This window comes from Streptomyces sp. NPDC005811 (assembly GCF_040630405.1).
Classification (GTDB): Bacteria; Actinomycetota; Actinomycetes; order Streptomycetales; family Streptomycetaceae; genus Streptomyces.
In genome coordinates this window covers 1-23,250 of sequence record NZ_JBEXXK010000006.1, presented here as the reverse complement: position 1 = coordinate 23,250, position 23,250 = coordinate 1, and the positions used below count along the sequence as shown (strand labels likewise).

Below are 23,250 nucleotides of genomic sequence, written 5' to 3'. Positions count from 1 at the left end.
GCGCTGATCACGCCACTAAGGCTATCGCTCCCCACCGGGGGCCCGTCATGAGCCGTATGTGTACAAAACAAGGGGCAGAACTTTGACGTTCTGCACAGGGGCACGGGTCGACGCCGGTGCCGCCACCGAGAGACCCTGAGGCTGGAAGCGCCCCCGAGAGAGGAGCCGCACCATGCCCGCGAAGATCCTCATCGTCACCGGCGACGCGGCGGAGTCCCTGGAAGTCCTCTACCCCTACCAACGCCTGCGCGAAGAGGGCTACGAGGTCCACATCGCCGCCCCCACCCGCAAGACGCTCCGGTTCGTCGTCCACGACTTCGAGACCGGCTTCGACACCTACACCGAGAAACCCGGCTACACCTGGCCCGCCGACCTCGCCTTCTCCGAGGTCGACCCCGGGCAGTACGCCGCCGTCGTCATCCCCGGCGGACGCGCCCCCGAATACCTGCGCAACGACCCCGAACTCCGCAAGATCCTCAAGTCGTTCTTCGACGCCGACAAACCCGTCGCCCAGATCTGCCACGGCCCCCTGCTCACCGCGGCCGCCGACGCGCTGAGGGGGCGCCGGGTCACCGCCTATCCCGCGCTGGAGCTCGACATGCAGACCGCCGGCGCCACGTTCCAGGACACCGAGGCCGTGGTCGACGGCACCCTGGTCTCCTCCCGCGCCTGGCCCGACCATCCGGCCTGGATGCGCGAGTTCCTGAAGGTGCTCCGCGCGAAGACCCCGGCGACCTGACCCTTCCCGGGTGCGGCGCCGGCTCCCCGGAGGCGCCGCACCGCCACGCGGCCGCCCGCGGTGTCGGCGGCCGCCCGCAGCGTCAGGCGGCGGCCCGCAGCGTCAGGCGGCCGCCCGCGAGGCGACCTCCACCGCCTCCTCCAGGGTGTCCACGACCGGTACGCCCACCGCCTCCAGGCTCGCCCGGCTGTGCGAGCCGCCGGTGTAGAGCACGGCCCGCGCACCCGCGTGCAGCGCCGCCACCGCGTCGTCGGCGGCGTCCCCGATCACCACGGTCCGGGCGGGCTCCACCGACTTCCCCAGCGCGGCGAGATGCCGCACCATGTGCTCCGCCTTGCTGCCCCCGGACGGCCCGACCCGGCCGTCCACCCGCACGAAGTGCGGTTCTATGCCGAAGCCCCGCACCACCGGCACCAGTTCCTCGTGCACGTACATGCTCAGCAGGGACTGGCTGCGCCCCGCCGAACGCCACCCCGTGAGCAGCTCCACCGCCCCGTCGGTGAGCCCGCACCGCACCCGGTGCTGCGCGTAGTACCGGTGGAAGATCTCGTCCATGAGCTCCCACTCGGCGTCCGTGGGGAGCCGCCCCATGAGCCGCTCGTAGAACTTCGGCACCGGCACGCAGTACAGCGCGCGGTAGCGCTCCAGCGTCAGCGGCTCCAGGCCCAGCTCCGCGAACGCCGCGTTCGTCGCCCCGATGATCGCGTCGTTGTCATTGAGCAGCGTCCCGTTCCAGTCCCAGACGATGTGCGCCGCCACCTGCTGTTTCCCCATGCAGCAAACGTACCCGCCCGCACCGACAATCAAGTGCGGAGGCGACCTCGCGCCCCCGCCCCGGGCGCCCGCCCCCTCGGTCGTCCTCCGCGCCCCTCAGGCGCCGGCGCCGACCAGGTTCGGGATCTCCTGCGTGGCGAACCACAGCAGCTCGTGGTCCTCGGCCCCGTCCACCACGAACTGGGCGTCGTCGTCCCCGCCGTCCGCCGCGCCGAGCGCCTGCGCCGCGGCGGCCACGTCGGCCTCCGCGTCCCCGGCGTCGACGTGCACCGAGGCCGCCTTCGCCAGGGTCACCGCCCCCGACACCCGCACCTCGCCGAGCGCCGCCGGGTCCAGCCCGCGGTCGGGGTCCACCTCGGTCGCACGGTCGGGTACGTCGACGGCGACCACGACCCTGCGGCGCGGCGCGCCCCCGTCCGCCGCGAGCAGCCGCAGCGAGGCGAGCGCGGCCCGGCTCAGCGCCGCGTACTCCAGTTCCTCGATGTCGTCGGAGAGGTACCACTCGCGCAACGCGGGCGTGACGGCGTAGGCGACGAGCGGCCCGGACCCCAGCTCCCCCGTCTTGTGCGCCTCGGCGAGGCCGGGGAGGGTCAGGGGGACGTAGACGCGCATGGCAGGCCGCTCTTTTCGTCGTCGGATTCGGCCCGGACGCTCGGCCCGGAGGCCTTCAGGATACGTGCGGCCGTCCCCTTTCGGGCCCCTCCCCGCAGACACCGAAGCGTCCACCCCGCGCCCCGGAATTCACCCCGCACACCGCTCCCACCGGGGCTTTCCCCTCCTCCGGCCACCCTGATAGGTGAATCACCCTTCACCCGCCCCACTACTCTGTGCCCCCTTGCCCTCACTCACCGCGACCGCATACAAGATCGACGACGGCAAGTTACCGACCGGTAGAAGGTCGGGCCGGCCCACCCATCAAGTCGATCCGACGGGGACACGATGAACAAGGTCATGACGAGGAAGCACACCCCTGCCCACCGAGCCGCCGCACCTGTCACGGACGAAGCCGCGGGCAGTCGCGCCGCCGGGGCGGCACGGGTGGGCGCAGCGGCACCCGCGACAGCCGGCACCCGCCGACCCGCAGCGGCACCCGCAGCGACCGGCACCCGCCCACCCGCAGCGGCACCCGCCACCGCCGGGACGCGTCCACCAGGCCGCCGCGACCCCCGCCGCCCCGCGGGCACCCCACCCCGCACCCGCCAGACCCACCCGCCCCACACCCCCACGAGCCACCCGTCCACGAGCCACACCCCCACGACCCGCCGCCCCGCTCCGGCCACCCCCGCCCGAAGCCCCCAGCGCCCCTCTCCCGCCCCGCCGCAACCCCGCCCCACCGATCTCTTCGCCGACCGCCTCCTCGCGGTCCTCAGCGGCCGGCGACCCGTCCACTCCATGCTCCGCCACACCCTCGGCAGCGCCTACGACGACCTCTCCCACCTCGCCGAACGCGGCCCCCTGCGCACCACCCGCGGCCCCGGCCCCACCGTCCGGGACATCGGCTACTACATCCCCCGCCCCGGCGCCATCGAGGCCTTCGCCCGGATCGGCACCGGCGACCGGCTGCGCGCCATGGCCTTCCGCCTGGAACTCGGCACCGACCACCGCTGGCGCTGCACCGCCGTGGAACTCGACGGCCCCCGCAGGCCCCGCGACCAGGACGACTGAACCCCGGACCGTCTCCCGGACACCGGACACACGAAAGGGCCGGGTCACCCGAGGCGACCCGGCCCTCACACCGCTCGACGGCTCCTTACGCGCGACGCCTACTTCTTGCGCCGCCCCCGCGCCTTCGCCTGCTTGCGGCGCTCCGCACGCGTGAGACCGTCGGCCTCGGAACGCACCGGCTCGTCCTCGTCGTCGAAGTCACCCTCGATCGTGCCGCCCTCGCCGTCCACCGTCGGAGCCGAGAAGTGCAGGTTCCGCCGCTGCGGGGCGTCGAGCCCCTTGGCACGGATCTCCGGACGCGCACCCGCCTGCGCCGGCACCACGTCCTGCTTGGCCAGGTCGACCGGCTCGGCGTCCTCCACCGGAACCTCCTCGACCTGCTGCTCGACCTGGACCTCCAGGTTGAACAGGTAGCCGACCGACTCCTCCTTGATGCCGTCCATCATCGCGGAGAACATGTCGAAGCCCTCGCGCTGGTACTCCACCAGCGGGTCCTTCTGCGCCATCGCGCGCAGACCGATGCCCTCCTGGAGGTAGTCCATCTCGTAGAGGTGCTCACGCCACTTGCGGTCCAGGACCGACAGCACGACCCGGCGCTCCAGCTCACGCATGATCTCGGAGCCGAGCTGCGTCTCCCGCTCCTCGTACTGCTCGTGGATGTCGTCCTTGATGGACTCGGAGATGAACTCGGCCGTCAGACCCGCCCGGTCACCGGCCGCCTCCTCCAGCTCGTCCACCGTGATCTTCACCGGGTACAGCTGCTTGAACGCGCCCCACAGCCGGTCCAGATCCCAGTCCTCCGGGAAGCCCTCGGCGGTCTCCGCGGACACATACGCGTCGATCGTGTCGTCCATGAAGTGCACGACCTGCTCCTGAAGGTCCTCACCCTCCAGGACGCGACGGCGCTCGCCGTAGATGACCTCACGCTGACGGTTGAGGACCTCGTCGTACTTCAGAACGTTCTTACGGGTCTCGAAGTTCTGCTGCTCGACCTGCGACTGCGCCGACGCGATCGCGCGCGTGACCATCTTGTTCTCGATCGGCACGTCGTCCGGGACGTTCGCCATCGACATCACACGCTCGACCATCTGCGCCTTGAACAGACGCATCAGGTCGTCACCCAGCGACAGATAGAACCGGGACTCGCCCGGGTCGCCCTGACGGCCCGAACGACCACGCAGCTGGTTGTCGATACGACGCGACTCGTGCCGCTCCGTGCCCAGCACGTACAGCCCGCCGAGCTCCTCGACCTCTTCCTTCTCCGCCTTGACGGCCTGCCCGGCCTTCTCCAGGGCGGCGGGCAGCGCGTGCGCCCACTCCTCGATGTGCTCCTCGGGATCCAGACCGCGCTGACGCAGATCCGCGTCCGCGAGGTCCTCGGGGTTGCCGCCGAGCTTGATGTCCGTACCACGGCCGGCCATGTTGGTGGCCACCGTCACCGCACCCCTGCGGCCCGCCTGGGCGACGATCGACGCCTCACGCTCGTGGTGCTTGGCGTTCAGCACCTCGTGCTGGATGCCCCGCTTGGAGAGCTGCTGCGAGAGGTACTCCGACTTCTCGACGGACGTCGTGCCGACGAGGATCGGCTGGCCCTTCTCGTGCTTCTCCGCGATGTCGTCGACGACCGCCTCGAACTTGGCGACCTCGGTGCGGTAGATCAGGTCCGACTGGTCCTTGCGGATCATCGGCTTGTTCGTCGGGATCGGCACCACGCCGAGCTTGTAGATCTGGTGGAACTCGGCGGCCTCGGTCATCGCCGTACCGGTCATGCCGGACAGACCGGGCTCTTCCTTGCCGTTGTGGTCGTGCCGCTTGTAGAGGCGGAAGAAGTTCTGCAGGGTGATCGTCGCGAGCGTCTGGTTCTCGTCCTTGATGTCCACCCCTTCCTTCGCCTCGATCGCCTGGTGCATGCCCTCGTTGTAACGGCGACCGGCGAGGATACGGCCGGTGTGCTCGTCGACGATCATGACTTCGCCGTCCATGACGACGTAGTCCTTGTCCTTCTTGAAGAGCTCCTTCGCCTTGATGGCGTTGTTCAGGTAGCCCACCAGAGGCGTGTTCACCGACTCGTACAGGTTGTCGATGCCGAGCCAGTCCTCGACCTTGCCGACACCCGCCTCGTGGATGGCGACCGTGCGCTTCTTCTCGTCGACGTCGTAGTCGCCGGTCTCCTCCAGGCCCTTCAGCGGGTTGCCCGCCTCGCCCTTCTTCAGACGCGTCACCAGCTTGGCGAAATCGCCGTACCACTTCGTCGCCTGGTCGGCCGGACCGGAGATGATCAACGGCGTACGCGCCTCGTCGACCAGGATCGAGTCGACCTCGTCCACGATCGCGAAGTTGTGGCCCCGCTGCACCAGCTCGTCCTTCGCCCACGCCATGTTGTCGCGCAGGTAGTCGAAGCCGAACTCGTTGTTCGTGCCGTACGTGATGTCGCACGCGTACTGCTCGCGCCGCTGGGCCGGCGTCATGTTGGCCAGGATGCAGCCGACTTCCAGACCCAGGAACTTGTGGACGCGCCCCATCATCTCGGAGTCACGCTCGGCCAGGTAGTCATTGACCGTGATCAGGTGGACACCCTTGCCGGACAGGGCGTTCAGATAAGCGGGCAGCGTACCGACGAGGGTCTTGCCCTCACCGGTCTTCATCTCGGCGACATAGCCGAGGTGCAGGGCCGCACCACCCATGATCTGCACGTCGTAGTGACGCTGCCCCAGCGCACGCTTGGCCGCCTCACGCACCGTGGCGAACGCCTCGGGCAGCAGGTCGTCCAGGGACTCGCCGTCGGCGTACCGCTGCTTGTACTCCGCGGTGAGGGCCCGCAGCTCGGCGTCGGAGAGGTCGACGAAGTCCTCTTCGATGGAGTTGACCTGGTCCGCGATGCGGTGCAGCTTGCGCAGGATCTTGCCTTCGCCTGCACGCATGATCTTCGAGAGGACGGACACGGGGGTTGGTCTCCTTGCCGGTCGGGCCTGGCACGGTCGGTTTCCATTTGACTTACTGAGCAACGGCCATCGTATGCGAGGACCCCGCCACGCCGGGAGGCCTGCCGTGACGAGGACCGCACACTGTCGCACTCACGCGCCAAAATCTTCTTCAAACGGGACAACGTCCGGCCCCCGCCGATGGTGCCGCCCCCCGCCCACGAATTGCGCGAATCGTGATCACCCGCTCACACCCCGCACAACCGGCACGGCCCGCCCCCACCCGGGGACACCCACCACGCGCGCGGGCACGACCCCGCAAACCGATGGCGCCCACCCGCCGCACCCCACCACAATCTCCCGATGGAGCCCGTCACCCTCACCACCGACCGCCTGGTCCTGCGCCCCGTCGGCCCCCAGGACACCGACGCCGTCCTCACCGCCGCCCAGGACCCCGACATCCAGCGCTGGACCACCCTCCCCTCCCCCTACCTCCCCGAACACGCCCACAGCTTCACCGAACAGGTCGCCCCCGACGGCTGGGCCGACGCCTCCATGTACACCTTCGGCGTGTTCCTCCCCGACGGAACCCTCACCGGCATGCTCGGCCTCACCATGCGCTCCCTCGGCACCGCCGAGATCGGCTTCTGGGCCGCCAAGGAACACCGCGGCCACGGCTACACCACCGAGGCCGCCCGCACCGCCACCCACTGGGCCTTCACCCACCTCGCCGTCGACCGCGTCGAATGGCGCGCCGAGGTCGGCAACCAGGCCTCCCGCGCGGTCGCCCGGGCCGCCGGCTTCACCCTGGAGGGCACCCTCCGCTCAGCCCTCAACAACAAGGGCGTACGACGCGACTGCTGGGTCGGCTCCCTCCTCCCCTCCGACCTCGGCCTCCCCTCGGCGGCCCCCTACCTGCCGCCACCGGCCCGGCACACGCCGTAGGACACATCTCGCACCTCTCGCCCCCCTGACACCCCCAGGACCCCCCTGAGACCCTCGCCAGGCACCCCCTCGCCGCCGAATCCCCAGCTCACCCCGGGCTGTCAGTGCCACCGCCTATCGTGCGAGACATGACGACCCCGCGCCCCGCCACCGAGCTCTCCGCAGACGAAGCCCGCAGGATCGCGCTGCGCGCCCAGGGCCTCCTCGGCAGCCCCGACCGCAAGGCCGGCGTCCGCGGCATCCTCCGCCACCTCGGCGCGGTGCAACTCGACACCATCTCCGTCCTCGCCCGCTCCCACGAACTGATCCCCTACGCCCGCCTCGGACGCGTGGGCCGCACGACCGTCGAGGACGCCTACTGGAAGGACACCCACGCCTTCGAGTACTGGTCCCACGCCGCCTGCATCCTCCCCATCGAGGAATGGCCCCACTTCGCCTTCCGCCGCCGCGCCTACCGGGGCCGCCCCCACTGGAACCACGACCTCCCCGAGGGCACCTACGACCAGGTCGTCAAACAGCTCCGCGCGGAAGGCCCCCTCACCGCCACCGAACTCGGCGGCGCGAAGAAGACCAGCGAATGGTGGGACTGGTCCGGCACCAAGGTCGCCGTGGAACGCGCCCTGATGTACGGCGAGGTCGTCTGCGTGGAGCGCCGCGGCTGGAAACGCGTCTACGACCTCGCCGAGCGCGCCGTCCCCGCCGACCTGCTGCACGACGAACTCGACGACACCGAGTGCCTGCGCCGCCTGGTCCGCCTCGCCGGCCAGTCCCTCGGCGTCGGCACGCGCGCGGACATCGCCGACTACCACCGCCTCAAGGGCGAACAGGTCGACGCGGTGATCGCCGATTCGGGCCTGGTCCCGGTCACCGTCGAAGGCTGGTCCAAGCCGGCCTGGGCCGACCCGGCGGCCCTGGCGGCACCCCCGCGCGGCCGCCACCGTACGACCCTGCTGTCCCCGTTCGACTCCCTCATCTGGGAACGGGCACGCACCGAGCGGATCTTCGGCTTCACCCACCGCCTGGAGGCGTACGTCCCCAAGCCCAAGCGGATCCACGGCTACTTCGCGATGCCCGTCCTGGCCGGCGGCCGGCTCGTGGGCCGCGTGGACCCGGCCCGCGAGGGCCACACCCTGGTCGCCCGACAGGTCAGCCTGGAAAGCCCCAAAGCCGTGCCCGCGGTCGCGGAGGCACTGGTCGAGGCGGCGAGCTGGGTCGACTGCATGGACGTACGCGTGGAACGGGTCGACGCACCGGAACTGCGCGACGCCCTCACCCAGGCGGTGACCCGCGCCCTGGTCACCGCCCTGCGCTGACCGACCTCACCCGCTGCGCCGGCCTCAGCGGATCTCGAGGATCTTCTCCCGCATCGCGTACACCACCGCCTCCATCCTGGAGTGCAGCTGCAGCTTCTCCAGGATGTTGCGCACATGGTTCTTCACGGTGTTCTCGGAGATGAACAGCTCCTTGGCGATGTCCCGGTTGTTCATCCCGGTCGCCACCAGCTTCAGCACCTCCAGCTCACGGTCCGTCAGCCGGGGCGCGGGCACCAGCCGACGCTCGTCGGTGCGCTGGATCATCGACTTGAACTCGGTGAGCAACTTCGACGCCATCGACGGGCTGATCTGCGACTGCCCGTCCGCGACCGCCCGGATCGCGGTGGCGACCTCGTCCGTCGAGATCTCCTTCAGGAGATAGCCCGTCGCCCCCGCCTTGATCGCGTCGTAGAGGTCGGCCTCCTCGTCGCTGATCGTCAGCATGATGATCTTCGCACTGGGAGCCACCTCCTTGATGGAGGTGCAGGCCTCGATACCGCCACGCTTGGGCATCCGCACATCCATCAGCACGATGTCCGGCAGCAGATCGGCCGCCTTGTCCACGGCCTCCGCGCCGTCCCCGGCCTCACCGACGACCTGGATGTCCTCCTCGGCCGCGAGCACGATCTCCAGCCCCCGACGGAACAGGGCGTGGTCGTCCACGACAAGGACTCTGATCGGCTCCTTGCGTGAAGCACCCACGTCCGGGCCCATGCCGACGACGCCGTCGTCGGCATCCTCGTCCCGCATCGGTCCGAAGCTGTCCGCCATCGTTCCTCCCCCTGCAAGGCTGCGGCTGTGGTCCTGAGCCATCGCCAACCCAAGGCTGCGGCCCACCGATTGGGCCGCACCGGCCATGATTCCATGCCCGTACGACAAAGCGGTGACAGAGCGCTGCCCCGAAGGGTCGCGCACGGGTGCCCCTGGGGGCGCACACAGCGCTCCAGGGGCACACCGCGTCAACCAACTGTCACCGGGCAGGGTCAGCCGCCCAGCGCCCCGCCCGCCTCGGGAGAGTGTGCCTGGGCGACCATCGGGTCCGTGTCGAGGTGGATCACGCCGTAGTCGTAGGCGTGGCGCCGGTAGACGACGCTCGGCTGCTTGGTCTCGGAGTCGACGAAAAGATAGAAGTCATGGCCGACCAGTTCCATCTCGTAGAGGGCCTGGTCGAGAGTCATCGCAGCGGCGACGTGGGTCTTCTCGCGGACCACGAGCGGGCCATCGCCCTGCACCTCCAGCGAACCGATCTTCTTCGTCGGCACGCTGTCCGATGCTTCGGCCGGAACGGGGTGTCCGTTGCCGTTGAGCGTCGCCACGCCCGGGACGTGGTCGGGAACCTCTGCCGCGCTGAGCCGGCGTGCGCCACGGCGCGTGTACCGCTTGTCGTGCTGCTTGCGCAGCTGGGCGTCCAGCTTCTCCGCCGCCAGGTCGAGTGCCGCATACGGGTCGCTGGCCGCGGCCTCCGCCCGGATCACGGGGCCACGGGAGCGCAGCGTGATCTCCACTCGCTCGCACCGGTCGGCCTGTCGGGGGTTGGGCTCCTTGGACACCTCGACGTCGAGGCTGATCACCTTGCCGTCGAGCTTCTGGATCTTCTCCAGGTTCAGCTTCTCGGCCACGTGCTTGCGGAACCGCTCGGGCACCTCGGTCTTGCGGCCCTTGACGACGATGTCCACGCAGAACTCCGTTCCCGGATCACTCCGCCTCAGTGCGGAGCGTCTCCCTTTTGCACCAGGCGCCGGTGAGCACCGGAACCTCGGACTTGGTGACTTCCACCTCCTCCTCCCCCATCGGCGAGATCTACACCCCAGGTGCCACGGACGATTACCCAAACCGCAGCACGGCATTCGGATATGAGAGGTGTGGCCTGCGGCTTTCCCTCACAACCGAACATATCTCGCTCGGACGGATGTCGTCACCCTCTACTGCGCCATACCTCCGTTCAGGTGAATTGACCCTGTCATTACCTGCAACGACGCAAGTTCTCAGTCAGTTCCGGTTTATTGCGAAGGAATCCGGCGACGCCGCGACCACGGCCGCGCAGAGCACGTCACCGCCACGCCACACCCCCACCACTCCCTCCGTCGTCCCGAACCGCCGTACCCCTCTCCCTTCCCGACCGGCCCCGACGTACACGGCCGACCCACCACGACCACCCCGGAGGACCCGCCCGGGGACCGCCATCGGACGGGGGTCCGCCGTCACACGATGCCCCCGCGCCTGTCCCACAGGCTCCGCCGCCGTCGCGGCCCGCACCGCTCGCGCCGCCTCCGCGAGCGAGGCACCCGTCGTCATCAGATCGTCGACGAGCACCACCGGCCCACCGCACAACAACCGCCCGCCCCCGCGCACCACCGCCAGCGCGCCCACCAGGTTCTCCTGCCGCTCACGCGCGTTCAGCCCCGCCTGATCGGCCACCGGCCCGCGCTGCCGCAGCACCGGCGCCACCCGCGCCCGCACCCCGGCCCGCCGCAGCTCCCCGGCCGCCGCGAGCGCGATACGACGGGCGGGGTCGTGGCCGCGGGCGCGGGTGGTGGCGGGGGAGGAGGGGACGGGGACCAGGAGGAGAAGGGGCGCCGGGGGCGGGGGGCCCTCCCCCTCCCCCACCCCCGCCTCCCCCACCCCCACCCGCACCGCCCCCGCCACCGCCACCCCCAGCACCCCCGCCAGCCCCAGCCCACCCCTTTCCTTGTGCGCCAGCAGCACCGCCCTGACCTCGTCCGCGTAGGGCGCCGCCGCGTGTACGGCGGGCAGTCCGGCCGGTTCCGGTTCCGGCCGTACCCGCCGCGGCCGGTTTCCGTGGAGTGCGCCCCGGCACCGCGGGCAGAGCACCGTACGGGCCCGTCCGCAGCCCGCGCACTCGGCCGGCAGTACGAGGCCGCTGAGTTCCTGCCACCAGGTGCGAACGCCTTCCACGTGCTCCACTGTGCCGAGGGGGGAAGGCGACGGCCACCCCTGTGGAAAACCGTGGGCGGCGGCCTGTGGAAAACCGACCGGTAAGTCAGATAAAAGGCCGGCCGGGCTCTCCCGCGGAGAGCCCGGCCGGCCAAATCGGAGGACGGCCCCGGAAAGGCCGACGCCGAAGGGATCACCCCGGATAAAACGCCGTCGAGGCGGTTTCCTTCAGCGTGCGCCACCCGCTCCCGCCGGGCAGCCACAGCAGTCCGTCCTTGGAGGTCGCGAAGAGGGGTTTGTCGCTGTTCTCGGAGGCGGCGATGCTGGTGACCTCGGTGAGGCCGGGCAGGGTGCCGGACTCGGGGATCGAGCCGTCGCACTGCACGTACTGCACCTGTTCGACGCCGCCGGATTCCTGCCCGACCACGACGAGACGGCTGTCACCGGCCCATGCCACGGCCGTGACCTGTTCCAGCTCGGGCGTGGCGGAGCGCAGTTCCTGCACGGACACGGACGGCTGGTCTCCGCTGCCCGCGGACCGTTCGATGCGCCCGATGAGCAGGGACTGCTTGCCGTCCTTGTCCACGACGAGCGCGATCCTCGCGCCGTCGGCGGCGACCCGTACGGCGTTGATACGGCCGTCCAGGCGCGGTGTGAGCACCTCGACGGGTTTGCCGCCGCCCTTCTGCAGGAGCAGGAGCCGGGGGTCGACGGGGTTGCGGTCGGCGATCCACAGGTCGCCCTGGGCGTCCCAGGTGGGGGTGGTGAGGCGGTCGGCCTCGGTCTTGCCGGTGCTGGTGAGGACGGGGTCGCCGAGGGAGCCGCTGGTCACGGTGGAGGTGACGTAGAGGCTCTTGCCGTCGAGGGTGACCCCGGCGGCGCTGTGTTCGTCGCGCGCCACGGCCACCGAGAGCAGCGGCTTGGTGCCGTCGCCGAGCGCGCCGGGGACGGGGTCGGCCTTGGCGTTGCCGCTGCCGCCGGCTCCGGAGGGCATGCGGAGGAGCTGGTGGTGGCCGTCGATGAAGTAGAGGTACTCGGGGTCGGCCTCGCTGCCGCGGGCGGCGACGGCGGAGGCGGCGTCGTCGCTGAGCGAGCACAGTTGCCGGCCGCCGGCCCGCAGCGCGATCTCCTGCACGGTGGGGGTGACGCTCTGGATGGTGAACAGCAGCTGGGCGGCCATCTCGGAGCACTTGCCCCGGCCGATGTGGGCGGCCTTGTCGTTGAGCGGCACGGTGAGCTTGTTCTGGTCGTCGGGCGTGAGTGCGCTGACGCCCTTCCTCAGTGCCGTGCCGGTGGGGAAGCTGGATCTGACGACCGGGCGGAGCCAGCTGGTGGGTCCGCCGAGGAGGGAGCGGACCATCTGGGTCGTGGGGTCGACGCGTTCCCGTACGTAGACGGGGTCGGCGACGGCCATGGGCTGCCCGGAGGCGGCGGAGGTGGTGTTGGAGGCGAAGTAGTACTTGTTGACGGACATGTAGTTGCGCTGGAAGTCCGACTTGCCCATGACGACTCCCTGGGGGAGCACGTCGATGCGCCACTGTTCGCTCTTCTTGTCGCGGGTGAGGTGGACCGTCTGGTCGTAGCCGCCGGAGGAGGGTGTGTACGACTGCTGGGCGTCGACGGTGGCGACCTTCGTGCCGGTCAGAGTGAAGGAGGTGTCGTCGCCGTCCCGGCCGCCCGACCGTCCGGCCTCGGCGCCGGGTCCGTCGGCGAGGACGGTGGTGGAGAGTTCCGGCTGCCAGGTCTGTGCGGCGCTGGTGGTCAGGTACTGCCGCGCCGTCGCATAGCTGGGGTCGTCGCTGGTCAGGGCCTCGAGGAAGCCCTGGACGATCTCCGAGGGCGGGGCGTCGTCGCGGGGCGGCATGGCGAACACCCGTACCTGGGTGTCCTGGCGCGGTGTGGACTCGACGTCCCGCAGATCGCCGCGGTCGGGCATGGAGGCGCATCCGGCCAGCAGTACGACACCACAGGCGGCGTACGCCACCACGCGCGCCGGTGTGCGCCGGTCGCGCTTCTGGCGGTCAGCGCCCACGGAATGCCTCCCCTTGTTCGTCCGGGCCCTGCGGTCCGGCGTCCGGCCGGCCCGGGGTGTGCTCCGGGGCGTCGCTGTGTGCCGTGTCCCTGTGTGCCGTGTCCGTGTGCGTCGCGCCCCTGTGTGCCGCGTCGGTGCGTTCCGCGGCGGTGCCACCGGCCGGTTCGTCGGTGCTCCGGGTCGCCGAGGCGGCAGCGGGCCGGGGTACGACGCGTGCGCCGTTGCCGGGCAGGGCCGTCGGGTCGGCGGTGGGCGTGGCCGTGGCCATGCGGGGGGCGAGCGGGGCGTGTGCGGGCGAGAGCGGTTCCCGGGCGGGCTGCACGGGTACGGTGGCGCTCTTCTCGCCGCCCCGGCCGGCCTGTCCGGATTCGCCGAGGCCGCGGTTGCGCCGCGAGTCCTTGGGTTCCAGGGGTATCGGCGAGCCCCGCAGCGGTTCGTCGGCGGTCCTGGGCAGGGTCAGGCGGAACTGTGAGCCGCCGCCGGGTTCGCCCCAGGCCTGCAGCCAGCCGCCGTGCAGCCGGGCGTCCTCCAGGGCGATGGACAGTCCGAGGCCCGTGCCGCCGGTGGTACGCGCGCGTGCCGGGTCGGCGCGCCAGAAGCGGCTGAAGACACGGGTGGCCTCGCCGGGCTTGAGTCCGACGCCGTAGTCGCGTACGGCGACGGCGACGGCCCCGCCGGCCGCGGCGAGCTTGACGACGACGTCCTTGCCCTCGCCGTGTTCGACGGCGTTGACGACGAGGTTGCGCAGGACGCGCTCGACCCGCCGGGCGTCGGCCTCGGCGACGACGGGCTGCTGGTCGCCGAGCACGCGGATGGTCGTGCCCTTGCGGTCGGCGAGGGGCGCGGCGCCGCTGACGACGCGCCGGACGACCTCGCGCAGGTCGATGGGTTCGGCCTCCAGGGCGGCGGCGCCGGCGTCGAAGCGGCTGATCTCCAGCAGGTCGGCGAGCAGGGACTCGAACCGGTCGAGCTGGTCGGCGAGGAGTTCGGCGGAGCGCGCGGTGACGGGGTCGAAGTCCTCCCGCGCCTCGTGGATGACGTCGGCGGCCATCCGTACGGTGGTCAGCGGTGTGCGCAGCTCGTGCGACACGTCGGACACGAAGCGCCGCTGCATCCGTGAGAGGTCCTCCAGCTGCTGGATCTTGAGCTGGAGGTTCTGCGCCATCTTGTTGAAGGCCTCGCCGAGGCGGGCGATGTCGTCCTCGCCGGTGACCTTCATCCGTTCCTGGAGACGTCCGGCGGAGAGCCGTTCGGCGATGCCCGCGGCCATCCGGACGGGTGTGACGACCTGCCGTACGACGAGCCAGGCGATCGCGCCGAGGAGGACGACGACGAAGAGGCCGGCGGTCGCGAGGGTGCCCTTGACGAGGCTGAGGGACTTCTCCTCCTGGGTGAGCGGGAAGAGGTAGTACAGCTCGTAGGGGTCGCCGTTGGGGTCGTTGAGCTGTTTGCCGATGACGAGGGCCGGCTGGGAGTCCTTGTCGTTGCTGTAGAGGATGCGGGAGTAGCTCTGGGCCGCTCCGGCGTTGGTGTTGATGTGGTCGCGCAGGGCTTCGGGGACGCTCTTGTTGGGGTCGACGTAGCCGGAGGAGCGGGGTCCCGGTCCGCCGCCGCTGTCGTCGCCCGGGGGGAGGGTGACGACGTCGAAGGCGCCCTGGCCGCCGCTGGACAGCGACGACACGAGTTCGCTCATCCACTCGGTGACGTTCTGGGAGGAGCTGCTGTCGATGGCGTTCCCGTCGCCGCCGCCTGCGGCGACCGCCTCGTCGGCCTTCTGTTTGGCGACGGCGAATCCGCCGGCGGCCTGGCTCTGGGAGGCCTTGACCTTGGCGTCGAGCAGTCCGTTGCGGACCTGCCCGATGACGACGAAGCCGAGCAGCAGGACGACGCCCAGCGACATCAGCAGGGTGGTCGCGACGACCTTGAGCTGGATGTTGCGGCGCCACAGCCGCATGACGGGCAGCAGCGGCCGGCGCACCCAGCGCAGCAGCAGGCGCAGGACGGGGCTGCCCTGCATCCCGCCCTGGAGCAGCCCGCCTTCGAGGAGGCGTCCGAAACGTGAACCCATGGTCTTCCGGCCGACAGGCCGCTCCGGTCGGACCCCGGACCGGCCGGGGGCCGAAGCGGCACTGTCCCCGGACATGTCAGCTCGGCCCCGCCTTGTATCCGACGCCTCGGACGGTCACCACGATCTCCGGGCGCTCGGGGTCCTTCTCGACCTTGGAGCGCAGTCGCTGGACGTGCACGTTGACCAGGCGGGTGTCGGCGGCGTGCCGGTAACCCCACACCTGTTCGAGGAGCACTTCGCGGGTGAACACCTGCCACGGCTTGCGCGCCAGCGCGACCAGCAGGTCGAACTCCAGCGGTGTCAGCGCGATGGACTGCCCGTCGCGCTTCACGGAGTGCCCGGCGACGTCGATCACGAGGTCACCGATCGCCAACTGTTCCGGCGCCGGCTCCTCCGACCTGCGCAGCCGCGCCCGGATGCGGGCGACGAGCTCCTTCGGCTTGAACGGCTTGACGATGTAGTCGTCGGCGCCGGACTCCAGCCCGACGACCACGTCGACGGTGTCGCTCTTCGCCGTGAGCATCACGATCGGCACACCGGACTCCGCCCGGATCAGGCGGCACACCTCGATGCCGTCCCGTCCGGGCAGCATCAGATCCAGCAGCACCAGATCGGGCTTCGCCTCGCGGAACGCGGCCAGCGCCTTGTCACCGTCGGCTACGAAAGACGGCTCAAAACCTTCACCACGCAGCACGATGCCGAGCATCTCGGCCAGTGCGGTGTCGTCGTCGACGACAAGGACTCGTCCCTTCATAAACGACATCATCCCATTCTCATAACGGTGAAGGTGACGCAGGTGAGAAGCCTCACCGCCCGGTGACGATAGTCGTACGGGACCGTCACTGTCTGCCCTCGCCGACAGACCGTGATCTCCGGGGCATCAGGCACCCGTCCCGGGACGGGCCCTCGCGCACAGTTCGGCGAGTCCTTCGGCCGTCACCGGCGACACCGCGCCCTCCTCCGTCACGATCGCCGTCACCAGCTCCGGCGGCGTCACGTCGAACGCCGGGTTGTACGCCTGGGTCCCCAGCGGCGCCACCGGAATCCCGCCTCCCGCTCCCGTCACCGGCGCCTGTGGCGCCGTCACCTCGGTCACCTCGAACCCGGGGCGCTGCTCGACCTCGATCGCCGCCCCGCTCGCCGTGTGCGGGTCGACGGTCGTCACCGGCGCGACCACGATGAACGGCACATGGTGGTACCGCGCGAGCACCGCGAGCGGATAGCTCCCCACCTTGTTCGCCACCGAACCGTCGGCCGCGATCCGGTCCGCCCCGATCAGCACCGCGTCCACCTCACCCGCCGCGAACAGCGATCCCGCCGCGTTGTCCGTCAGCAGGGTGTACGCCATACCGCTGCGCGCCGCCTCGTACGCGGTCAGGCGGGCGCCCTGCAGCAGCGGACGCGTCTCGTCCACCCACAGCCGCCGCAGCCGCCCCACCCGATGCGCGGCCAGGGCCACGGCGAACGCCGTCCCTTCCCCGCCCGACACCAGCGAGCCGGTGTTGCAGTGCGTGAGGATCCGGTGCCCGCCGCCGGGCAGCAGCTCGTCCAGAAGCGCCAGCCCGTGCCCGGCCATCCGGGTGCTGGCCTCGGCGTCCTCCCGGTGCAGCCGCCGAGCCGCCGCCAGCGCGGCCTGCGCCCCCCGCGCCGGATCTCCTCCCCCCGCCAGCTCCGCCCGGTAAGCGGCCCGGGCCCGGTTCACGCCGAGGGACAGGTTCACCGCGGTGGGCCGTGCTCCGGCCAGCGCGGTGGCCGCCTCCTCCACGTCGAAGCCCCGGGCGGCGGCGAGCGCGACACCGTACGCCCCGGCGATGCCGAGCAGCGGCGCCCCCCGCACGGCCAGCGAGCGGATCGCCTCCACCAGCGCCGACGCGTCCGTACAGACCAGCTCGACCTCCTCGGCCGGCAGCCTCGTCTGGTCCAGAAGCACCAGCACGGGGCCTTCGGGCGGCTCTTCCCAACGGATCGCCGGTATCTCGGCCTGCCGCTTGTCCTCACCGGATCGCGCGTACTGATCAGCCATGCGGTCAGTCTGCCCATAGTCCGGCGGACAATTGAAGGTGTGCAGCCCCTACCGCGGCCGGTCTCCCGATGACCACCCCATGGCACGATGGCAGCCAACCTGCCACCGCGCCCGCGGACGGGCATCGTGAAGGAGCGACGATGAAAGACACTCCGGGCTGGGCCTCGCCCGGATCCGCCCCGTCCGACGGGCGGGAGCCCGGCGCGTCCGACCCCGCAGACCAGCCCACCGACACGCAGCCCGAGGGCCGGTCGACCGCGAATCCACCGGACCCCCAGGCGAAGTGGTCCAAGGAGCAGCCGCCCCCCGGCCAGTGGTCCGCGCCCGCAGGCCCCCAGCACCCGGGTCAGGCCGCCCCGCAGAACCCCGTCCAGCCTCCGCCGCCCCCACCGCCCGGCCCGGGCTGGGGCAGCCGCCCGCCCGCCGGCCCGTACGGCGGTGCGCCCCACGGCCACCCGGGCTACGCCCCCTACCCGGCCTGGGGCAACGGCTGGGGCGGTCCGCCGCCCGCGGCGAAGCCCGGTGTGATCCCGCTGCGCCCGCTCGGCGTCGGCGAGATCCTCGACGGCGCAGTCGCCACCATGCGCACCTACTGGCGCACGGTGCTGGGCATCTCGCTGACCGTCGCAATCGTCACCGAGGTCATCGTCGTCCTGCTCCAGGGACTGGTCCTGGACCACACCACGGACACCTCCGCCCTCAGCGACCCCAGCGCCACCCTCGACGAGCAGACCCGCGCCATGGGCGACGTCCTGCTCAACTCCGGTGTCCTGCTGCTGGTCTCGCTGGTCGGCACCATCTTCGCGACAGCCCTGCTCACGGCCGTCATCAGCCGCGCGGTCCTCGGCAAGCCGGTCACCCTCGGCGACGCCTGGCGCGATGCCCGTCCCCGGATCCCCCGGCTGTTCGGCCTGATCTTCCTGCTGCTGCTCATCGCGGGCGCGGTGGGCGCCGCCGGCGCACTGCCCGGCATCCTGGTGAGCGCCGCCGGGGCCGGTGAGGGCGGGGCCGCGCTCTCGGTCCTCGGCACCTTTGCCGCGGTCTTCGTCGCCCTGTGGCTGCTGGTCCGCCTCTCCCTCTCCTCGCCCGCGCTGATGCTGGAGAAGCAGAGCATCACGAAGGCGATGGGCCGCTCCGCCAAACTCGTCCGCGGCTCCTGGTGGCGGGTCTTCGGCATCCAGCTGCTCGCCCTGATCATCGCCAACATCGTCGCCACGATCGTCCTCGTCCCGTTCGCCTTCGCCGGCGCCGCGATGAGCGACAGCGGCGTCGGCGGCCTCGTCGACGGCACGGGCGACTACGGCTGGACCTACCTGATCGTCAGCGGTATCGGCTCGGTGATCGGCTCCATGATCACCTTCCCGATCGCGGCCGGGGTCGTCGTCCTCCTCTACATCGACCAGCGCATCCGGCGCGAGGCCCTCGACCTCGACCTGGCCCGTGCCGCCGGTGTCCAGGGCCACGGCTCCCCCGACCCCGGCACCACCGCGGGGAGCTGATGCGGTGAGCCTGACGGGGGGAACCCTCACCGCACCACCACTTCCGCACGGCACACTCGTCCGCTCCGACGACGCGCCTCCGCTGACCATCCCGCGCGATCCCGCGCGCGAGGCGGCCCGGCGCGAACTGTCCGAACGCCTGTACCACGAGCACGACCCGAGCCTCCTCCAGCGCGCCCTCAACACGCTCTGGGACTGGATCGGCGACCTGTTCGCCACCGCGTCCGGTGCCACTCCAGGGGGCACCGTCGGGCTGCTGGTCGTCCTCGCGGCCGTCGTGGCCGTGGTGGGCGCCCTGTGGTGGCGCCTGGGCACCCCCCACCGCCAACCCACCTCCACCGCCACCCTGTTCGACGACCGCCCCCGCACCGCCGCCGAACACCGCGCCGCCGCCGAGGCGCACGCCTCCCAGGGCCACTGGAGCCATGCCCTCCAGGAACGCATGCGTGCCGTGGTCCGCTCCCTCGAGGAACGCGCCCTCCTCGACATCCGCCCCGGCCGCACCGCCGACGAGGCCGCCGCGGAAGCCGGCCGCACCCTCCCCGCCCACGGCGACCGACTCCACGCCGCCGCCCGCGCCTTCGACGACGTGACGTACGGAGGCCGCCCGGCCACCGAACAGGCGTACCGCCACATCGCCGAACTCGACCACGACCTGGAACACACCAGACCCCTGCTCACCACGAGCAGCACCGCCGACACTCCCCCCACCACCCGCCGGGGAGCCGCCGGATGACCGCCGAGGCCACACTCCCCTCCACCGCCGCCTCGCCCACCGCCCGCCAGGTGTGGACCCGCACGCGAGGAGTGGCCCTCGCCGTCACGCTCCTCCTGGCGGCCGGCGTCACACTCGCCGTCCTGCGCTCCGACGCCCGGCACGGCGCCCTCGACCCCCGCTCCGCCGACCCCTACGGCAGCCGCGCCGTCGCCGAACTCCTCGCCGACCGCGGCGTGTCCACCCATGTCGTCACCACCCTCGCCGAGGCCCGCGCCGCGACCGGCCCCGACACCACCCTCCTGGTCGCCTCCCCCGACCTTCTGACGGAACGCCAGCAGCAGGAACTGCACACCGCGACCTCCGGCTCCGGCGGCCGCACCGTCCTCGTCGCCCCCGGCAGCCCCTCCGTCTCCACCCTCGCCCCCGGAGTCACCGCGGACCCGGCCACCAGCCGCGGCTCCACCCTCACGCCCGACTGCGCCCTGCCCGAGGCCCGCCGCGCCGGCACCGCCGAGACCGGCGGCATCCGCTACAGCACCCGCCACCTCGACGCCGACACGTGCTATCCCAGCCAGCGCCTGGCCACCCTCCTGCGCATCCCGGACACCCCCGCGAGCGGCGACACCATCGTCCTCGGCGCACCCGACATCCTCTACAACACCCGACTCGACCAGCAGGGCAACGCCTCGCTCGCCCTCCAACTCCTCGGCTCCCGCCCCCATCTGACCTGGTACCTCCCCTCACTCTCCGACACCTCCGCCACCGAACCCGGCGACGAGAAGACGTTCGTCGACCTGCTGCCCTCCGGCTGGCTCTGGGGCACCCTCCAACTCTTCGTCGCGGCAGCCCTCGCCGCCCTCTGGCGGGCACGCCGACTCGGCCCGCTCGTCCCCGAGAAACTCCCCGTGGCGATCCGCGCCTCCGAAACCGTCGAAGGCCGCGCCCGCCTCTACCGCAAAGCCCGCGCCCGCGACCGCGCGTCCACCGCTCTTCGCTCCACCACCCGCACCCGACTCGCCCCTCTCGCAGGCGTCCCCGTCGCCCAGGCACACACGCCCGAAGCACTCCTCCCCGCCCTGTCCGCCCGCCTCCAGTCCGGCGGACAGCCCCTGCACTCCCTTCTCTTCGGCCCGCCGCCCAGCGACGACACGGCCCTCATCGCACTCGCCGACCAACTCGACGCCCTCGAAAGAGAGGTACGCCGTCCATGATGGACCCGACCACCGACAACGCCGGGAACACCGGGGACCCGGGCCGCACCCGCGCCTCCCTGGAGGCCCTGCGCGCCGAGATCTCCAAGGCCGTGGTCGGCCAGGACCCCGCCGTGACCGGCCTCGTCGTCGCCCTCCTCTGCCGCGGACACGTTCTCCTTGAAGGAGTCCCCGGAGTGGCCAAAACGTTGCTCGTCCGCGCCCTCGCCTCCGCACTCGAACTCGACACCAAACGCGTCCAGTTCACCCCCGACCTCATGCCGAGCGACATCACCGGCTCCCTCGTCTACGACGCGCGCACCGCCGAGTTCTCCTTCCAGCCCGGCCCGGTCTTCACCCACCTCCTCCTCGCCGACGAGATCAACCGCACCCCGCCGAAAACCCAGTCCTCCCTTCTGGAGGCCATGGAGGAACGGCAGGTCACCGTCGACGGCACCCCCCGCCCCCTGCCCGACCCGTTCCTCGTCGCCGCCACCCAGAACCCCGTCGAGTACGAGGGCACCTACCCCCTCCCCGAAGCCCAACTCGACCGCTTCCTCCTGAAACTGACGATCCCTCTCCCCTCCCGCCAGGAAGAGATCGACGTCCTCACCCGCCACGCCGAGGGCTTCAACCCGCGCGACCTCCACGCCGCCGGCGTACGCCCCGTCGCCGGCCCCGCCGACCTGGAAGCGGCCCGCGCGGCCGTCGCCAAGACGACGATCTCCCCCGAGATCACCGCGTACGTCGTCGACATCTGCCGCGCCACCCGCGAATCCCCCTCCCTCACCCTCGGCGTGTCGCCCCGCGGCGCCACCGCCCTCCTCGCCACCTCCCGCGCGTGGGCCTGGCTCACCGGCCGCGACTACGTCATCCCCGACGACGTCAAAGCCCTCGCCCTCCCCACCCTCCGCCACCGCGTCCAGCTCCGCCCGGAAGCCGAAATGGAAGGCGTGACAGCCGACTCCGTCATCACCGCACTCCTCGCCCACGTTCCCGTGCCCCGCTGATGGCACTCACCGGACGCGCCGCCCTCCTCGCGGCCCTCGGCTCCCTCCCCGTCGGCATCTGGGAACCCAGCTGGACGGGCCTCCTCGCCGTCAACGCCCCCCTCGCCCTGGCCTGCGCCTGCGACTACGCCCTGGCGGCTCCCGTACGCCCCCTGCGCCTCACCCGCTCCGGTGACACCACCGCACGCCTCGGTGAGCCCGCAGACGTCACCCTGACCCTCACCAACCCCTCCCGCCGCCCCCTGCGCGCCCGCCTCCGCGACGCCTGGCCGCCCAGCAGCTGGGAGCCCGGCACCGAGACCGAAGCCTCCCGCCACCAGCTGACCGTCCCCGCCGGCGAACGCCGCCGCATCACCACGCGCCTGCGCCCCACCCGCCGCGGAGACCGCCAGGCCGACCGCGTCACCATCCGCTCCTACGGCCCCCTCGGCCTCCTGGCCCGCCAAGGCACCCACAAGGTCCCCTGGACGGTACGCGTCCTGCCCCCGTTCACCAGCCGCAAGCACCTGCCCTCGAAACTGGCCCGCCTCCGCGAACTCGACGGCCGCACCAGCGCCCTCACCCGCGGCGAGGGCACCGAGTTCGACAGCCTGCGCGCATACGTCCCCGGCGACGACACCCGCTCCATCGACTGGCGCGCCACAGCCCGCCACTCCACCGTCGCCGTCCGCACCTGGCGCCCCGAACGCGACCGCCACATCCTTCTGGTCCTGGACACCGGCCGCACATCCGCCGCCCGTGTCGGCGACGCCCCCCGCCTCGACGCCTCCATGGACGCCGCCCTCCTCCTCGCCGCCCTCGCCTCCCGCGCCGGCGACCGCGTCGACCTCCTCGCCTACGACCGGCGGGTACGGGCCCTCGTCCAAGGCCGCTCGGCCCGCGACGTCCTGCCCTCCCTCGTCGCCGCCATGGCCACCCTCGAACCCGAACTGGTCGAGACGGACGCCAGGACTCTCATCACCACCGCACTCCGTACGGCACCTCGCCGGTCCCTCATCGTCCTGCTGACCACACTCGACGCCGCGCCCGTCGAGGAAGGCCTCCTCCCCGTCCTCCCTCAGCTCACGCAGCGCCACACCGTCCTCGTCGCATCGGTCGCCGACCCCCACATCGCCCTCATGGCCACCTCCCGCGGCAGCGCCGACGCGGTCTACGACGCTGCATCCGCCGCCCAGGCCCAGGCGGAACGCCACCGCACAGCCGAACAACTCCGCCGGCACGGAGTCACCGTCGTGGACGCGACTCCGAACGACCTCGCCCCGGCCCTCGCCGACGCCTACCTGGCGCTGAAGGCAACAGGGCGGCTATAAGAAAAGCGGGCTCTCCTGCGGAGCCCGCGAAAATCCAAATGCCTTATGCCCTGAACGCAGAAAACCCCCGCACCATACGGTGCGGGGGTTTCCCGGAATGATTGTTCGGCGGTGTCCTACTCTCCCACAGGGTCCCCCCTGCAGTACC

19 protein-coding genes are annotated in these 23,250 nt (G+C 71.5%); 9 read left to right on the top strand and 10 right to left on the bottom strand.

Annotated elements, in window-relative coordinates:
- The first annotated feature begins 172 nt into the window (after window positions 1-172).
- The gene (locus ABZ490_RS08115; protein ID WP_358986049.1) at window positions 173-739 is read left to right on the top strand and encodes a DJ-1/PfpI family protein; all 567 of its coding nucleotides are present in this window, start codon (window positions 173-175) and stop codon (window positions 737-739) included.
- A 102-nt stretch (window positions 740-841) separates the two neighbouring features.
- Here the strand turns inward: ABZ490_RS08115 and ABZ490_RS08110 are convergent, their stop codons facing one another.
- On the bottom strand, window positions 842-1,513 hold the full coding sequence (locus ABZ490_RS08110; protein WP_358986046.1) for an HAD family hydrolase: 672 nt from the start codon (window positions 1,511-1,513) through the stop codon (window positions 842-844).
- 96 nt (window positions 1,514-1,609) lie between these two features.
- Window positions 1,610-2,125, bottom strand: a complete 516-nt coding sequence (locus ABZ490_RS08105) for a hypothetical protein (protein WP_358986043.1) — start codon at window positions 2,123-2,125, stop codon at window positions 1,610-1,612.
- A gap of 426 nt (window positions 2,126-2,551) precedes the next feature.
- On the opposite strand from ABZ490_RS08105, the gene ABZ490_RS08100 reads away from it, so the two are divergent.
- Window positions 2,552-3,178: an Rv3235 family protein gene (locus tag ABZ490_RS08100; protein ID WP_358986749.1), complete on the top strand. Its 627-nt coding sequence runs from the start codon at window positions 2,552-2,554 to the stop codon at window positions 3,176-3,178.
- Between the two features lie 98 nt (window positions 3,179-3,276).
- Here the strand turns inward: ABZ490_RS08100 and secA are convergent, their stop codons facing one another.
- The gene (gene secA, locus ABZ490_RS08095; RefSeq protein WP_358986040.1) at window positions 3,277-6,120 is read right to left on the bottom strand and encodes a preprotein translocase subunit SecA; all 2,844 of its coding nucleotides are present in this window, start codon (window positions 6,118-6,120) and stop codon (window positions 3,277-3,279) included.
- 342 nt (window positions 6,121-6,462) lie between these two features.
- Between secA and ABZ490_RS08090 the strand changes: the two genes are divergently transcribed.
- A complete protein-coding gene (locus tag ABZ490_RS08090; RefSeq protein WP_358986037.1) occupies window positions 6,463-7,044 on the top strand; it encodes a GNAT family protein in 582 nt (193 codons plus the stop codon).
- Between the two features lie 128 nt (window positions 7,045-7,172).
- Window positions 7,173-8,357, top strand: coding sequence for a crosslink repair DNA glycosylase YcaQ family protein (locus ABZ490_RS08085; RefSeq protein WP_358986034.1), 1,185 nt, complete (start codon window positions 7,173-7,175; stop codon window positions 8,355-8,357).
- Between the two features lie 24 nt (window positions 8,358-8,381).
- On the opposite strand, the gene ABZ490_RS08080 is transcribed toward ABZ490_RS08085, so the two are convergent.
- The 7 genes from ABZ490_RS08080 to mtnA all read right to left on the bottom strand — a co-directional run bounded on the left by ABZ490_RS08080 (window position 8,382) and on the right by mtnA (window position 17,375).
- Window positions 8,382-9,128 (bottom strand): response regulator transcription factor, encoded by a 747-nt coding sequence (locus ABZ490_RS08080; protein WP_358986030.1) that lies wholly within the window; start codon window positions 9,126-9,128, stop codon window positions 8,382-8,384.
- A 212-nt stretch (window positions 9,129-9,340) separates the two neighbouring features.
- On the bottom strand, window positions 9,341-10,033 hold the full coding sequence (gene raiA, locus ABZ490_RS08075; protein ID WP_358986027.1) for a ribosome-associated translation inhibitor RaiA: 693 nt from the start codon (window positions 10,031-10,033) through the stop codon (window positions 9,341-9,343).
- A gap of 313 nt (window positions 10,034-10,346) precedes the next feature.
- The gene (locus ABZ490_RS08070; protein WP_358986024.1) at window positions 10,347-11,273 is read right to left on the bottom strand and encodes a ComF family protein; all 927 of its coding nucleotides are present in this window, start codon (window positions 11,271-11,273) and stop codon (window positions 10,347-10,349) included.
- A gap of 172 nt (window positions 11,274-11,445) precedes the next feature.
- Complete coding sequence (locus tag ABZ490_RS08065) at window positions 11,446-13,284, bottom strand: LpqB family beta-propeller domain-containing protein (protein WP_358986021.1); 1,839 nt, start codon at window positions 13,282-13,284, stop codon at window positions 11,446-11,448.
- Window positions 13,274-15,427, bottom strand: a complete 2,154-nt coding sequence (gene mtrB / locus ABZ490_RS08060) for an MtrAB system histidine kinase MtrB (protein ID WP_358986018.1) — start codon at window positions 15,425-15,427, stop codon at window positions 13,274-13,276. Before mtrB ends, ABZ490_RS08065 begins: the two co-directional genes overlap by 11 nt.
- 1 nt (window position 15,428) lies before the next feature.
- Window positions 15,429-16,118, bottom strand: coding sequence for a two-component system response regulator MtrA (gene mtrA, locus ABZ490_RS08055; protein ID WP_187283109.1), 690 nt, complete (start codon window positions 16,116-16,118; stop codon window positions 15,429-15,431).
- A gap of 114 nt (window positions 16,119-16,232) precedes the next feature.
- Complete coding sequence (gene mtnA / locus ABZ490_RS08050; protein ID WP_358986013.1) at window positions 16,233-17,375, bottom strand: S-methyl-5-thioribose-1-phosphate isomerase; 1,143 nt, start codon at window positions 17,373-17,375, stop codon at window positions 16,233-16,235.
- 140 nt (window positions 17,376-17,515) lie between these two features.
- On the opposite strand from mtnA, the gene ABZ490_RS08045 reads away from it, so the two are divergent.
- From ABZ490_RS08045 to ABZ490_RS08025, 5 genes are read left to right on the top strand one after another with little or no spacing between them, the layout of a single operon-like run.
- The gene (locus tag ABZ490_RS08045; protein ID WP_358986010.1) at window positions 17,516-18,874 is read left to right on the top strand and encodes a glycerophosphoryl diester phosphodiesterase membrane domain-containing protein; all 1,359 of its coding nucleotides are present in this window, start codon (window positions 17,516-17,518) and stop codon (window positions 18,872-18,874) included.
- A 4-nt stretch (window positions 18,875-18,878) separates the two neighbouring features.
- A complete protein-coding gene (locus ABZ490_RS08040; RefSeq protein WP_358986007.1) occupies window positions 18,879-19,610 on the top strand; it encodes a DUF4129 domain-containing protein in 732 nt (243 codons plus the stop codon).
- On the top strand, window positions 19,607-20,803 hold the full coding sequence (locus ABZ490_RS08035; RefSeq protein ID WP_358986004.1) for a DUF4350 domain-containing protein: 1,197 nt from the start codon (window positions 19,607-19,609) through the stop codon (window positions 20,801-20,803). The genes ABZ490_RS08040 and ABZ490_RS08035 overlap by 4 nt, the downstream gene beginning before the upstream one ends.
- A complete protein-coding gene (locus tag ABZ490_RS08030; RefSeq protein WP_358986001.1) occupies window positions 20,800-21,792 on the top strand; it encodes a MoxR family ATPase in 993 nt (330 codons plus the stop codon). The genes ABZ490_RS08035 and ABZ490_RS08030 overlap by 4 nt, the downstream gene beginning before the upstream one ends.
- Window positions 21,792-23,102 carry a DUF58 domain-containing protein gene (locus ABZ490_RS08025; RefSeq protein ID WP_358985997.1) on the top strand — a complete coding sequence of 437 codons (1,311 nt, stop codon included), beginning with the start codon at window positions 21,792-21,794 and terminating at the stop codon, window positions 23,100-23,102. Before ABZ490_RS08030 ends, ABZ490_RS08025 begins: the two co-directional genes overlap by 1 nt.
- Window positions 23,103-23,250 lie beyond the last annotated feature (148 nt).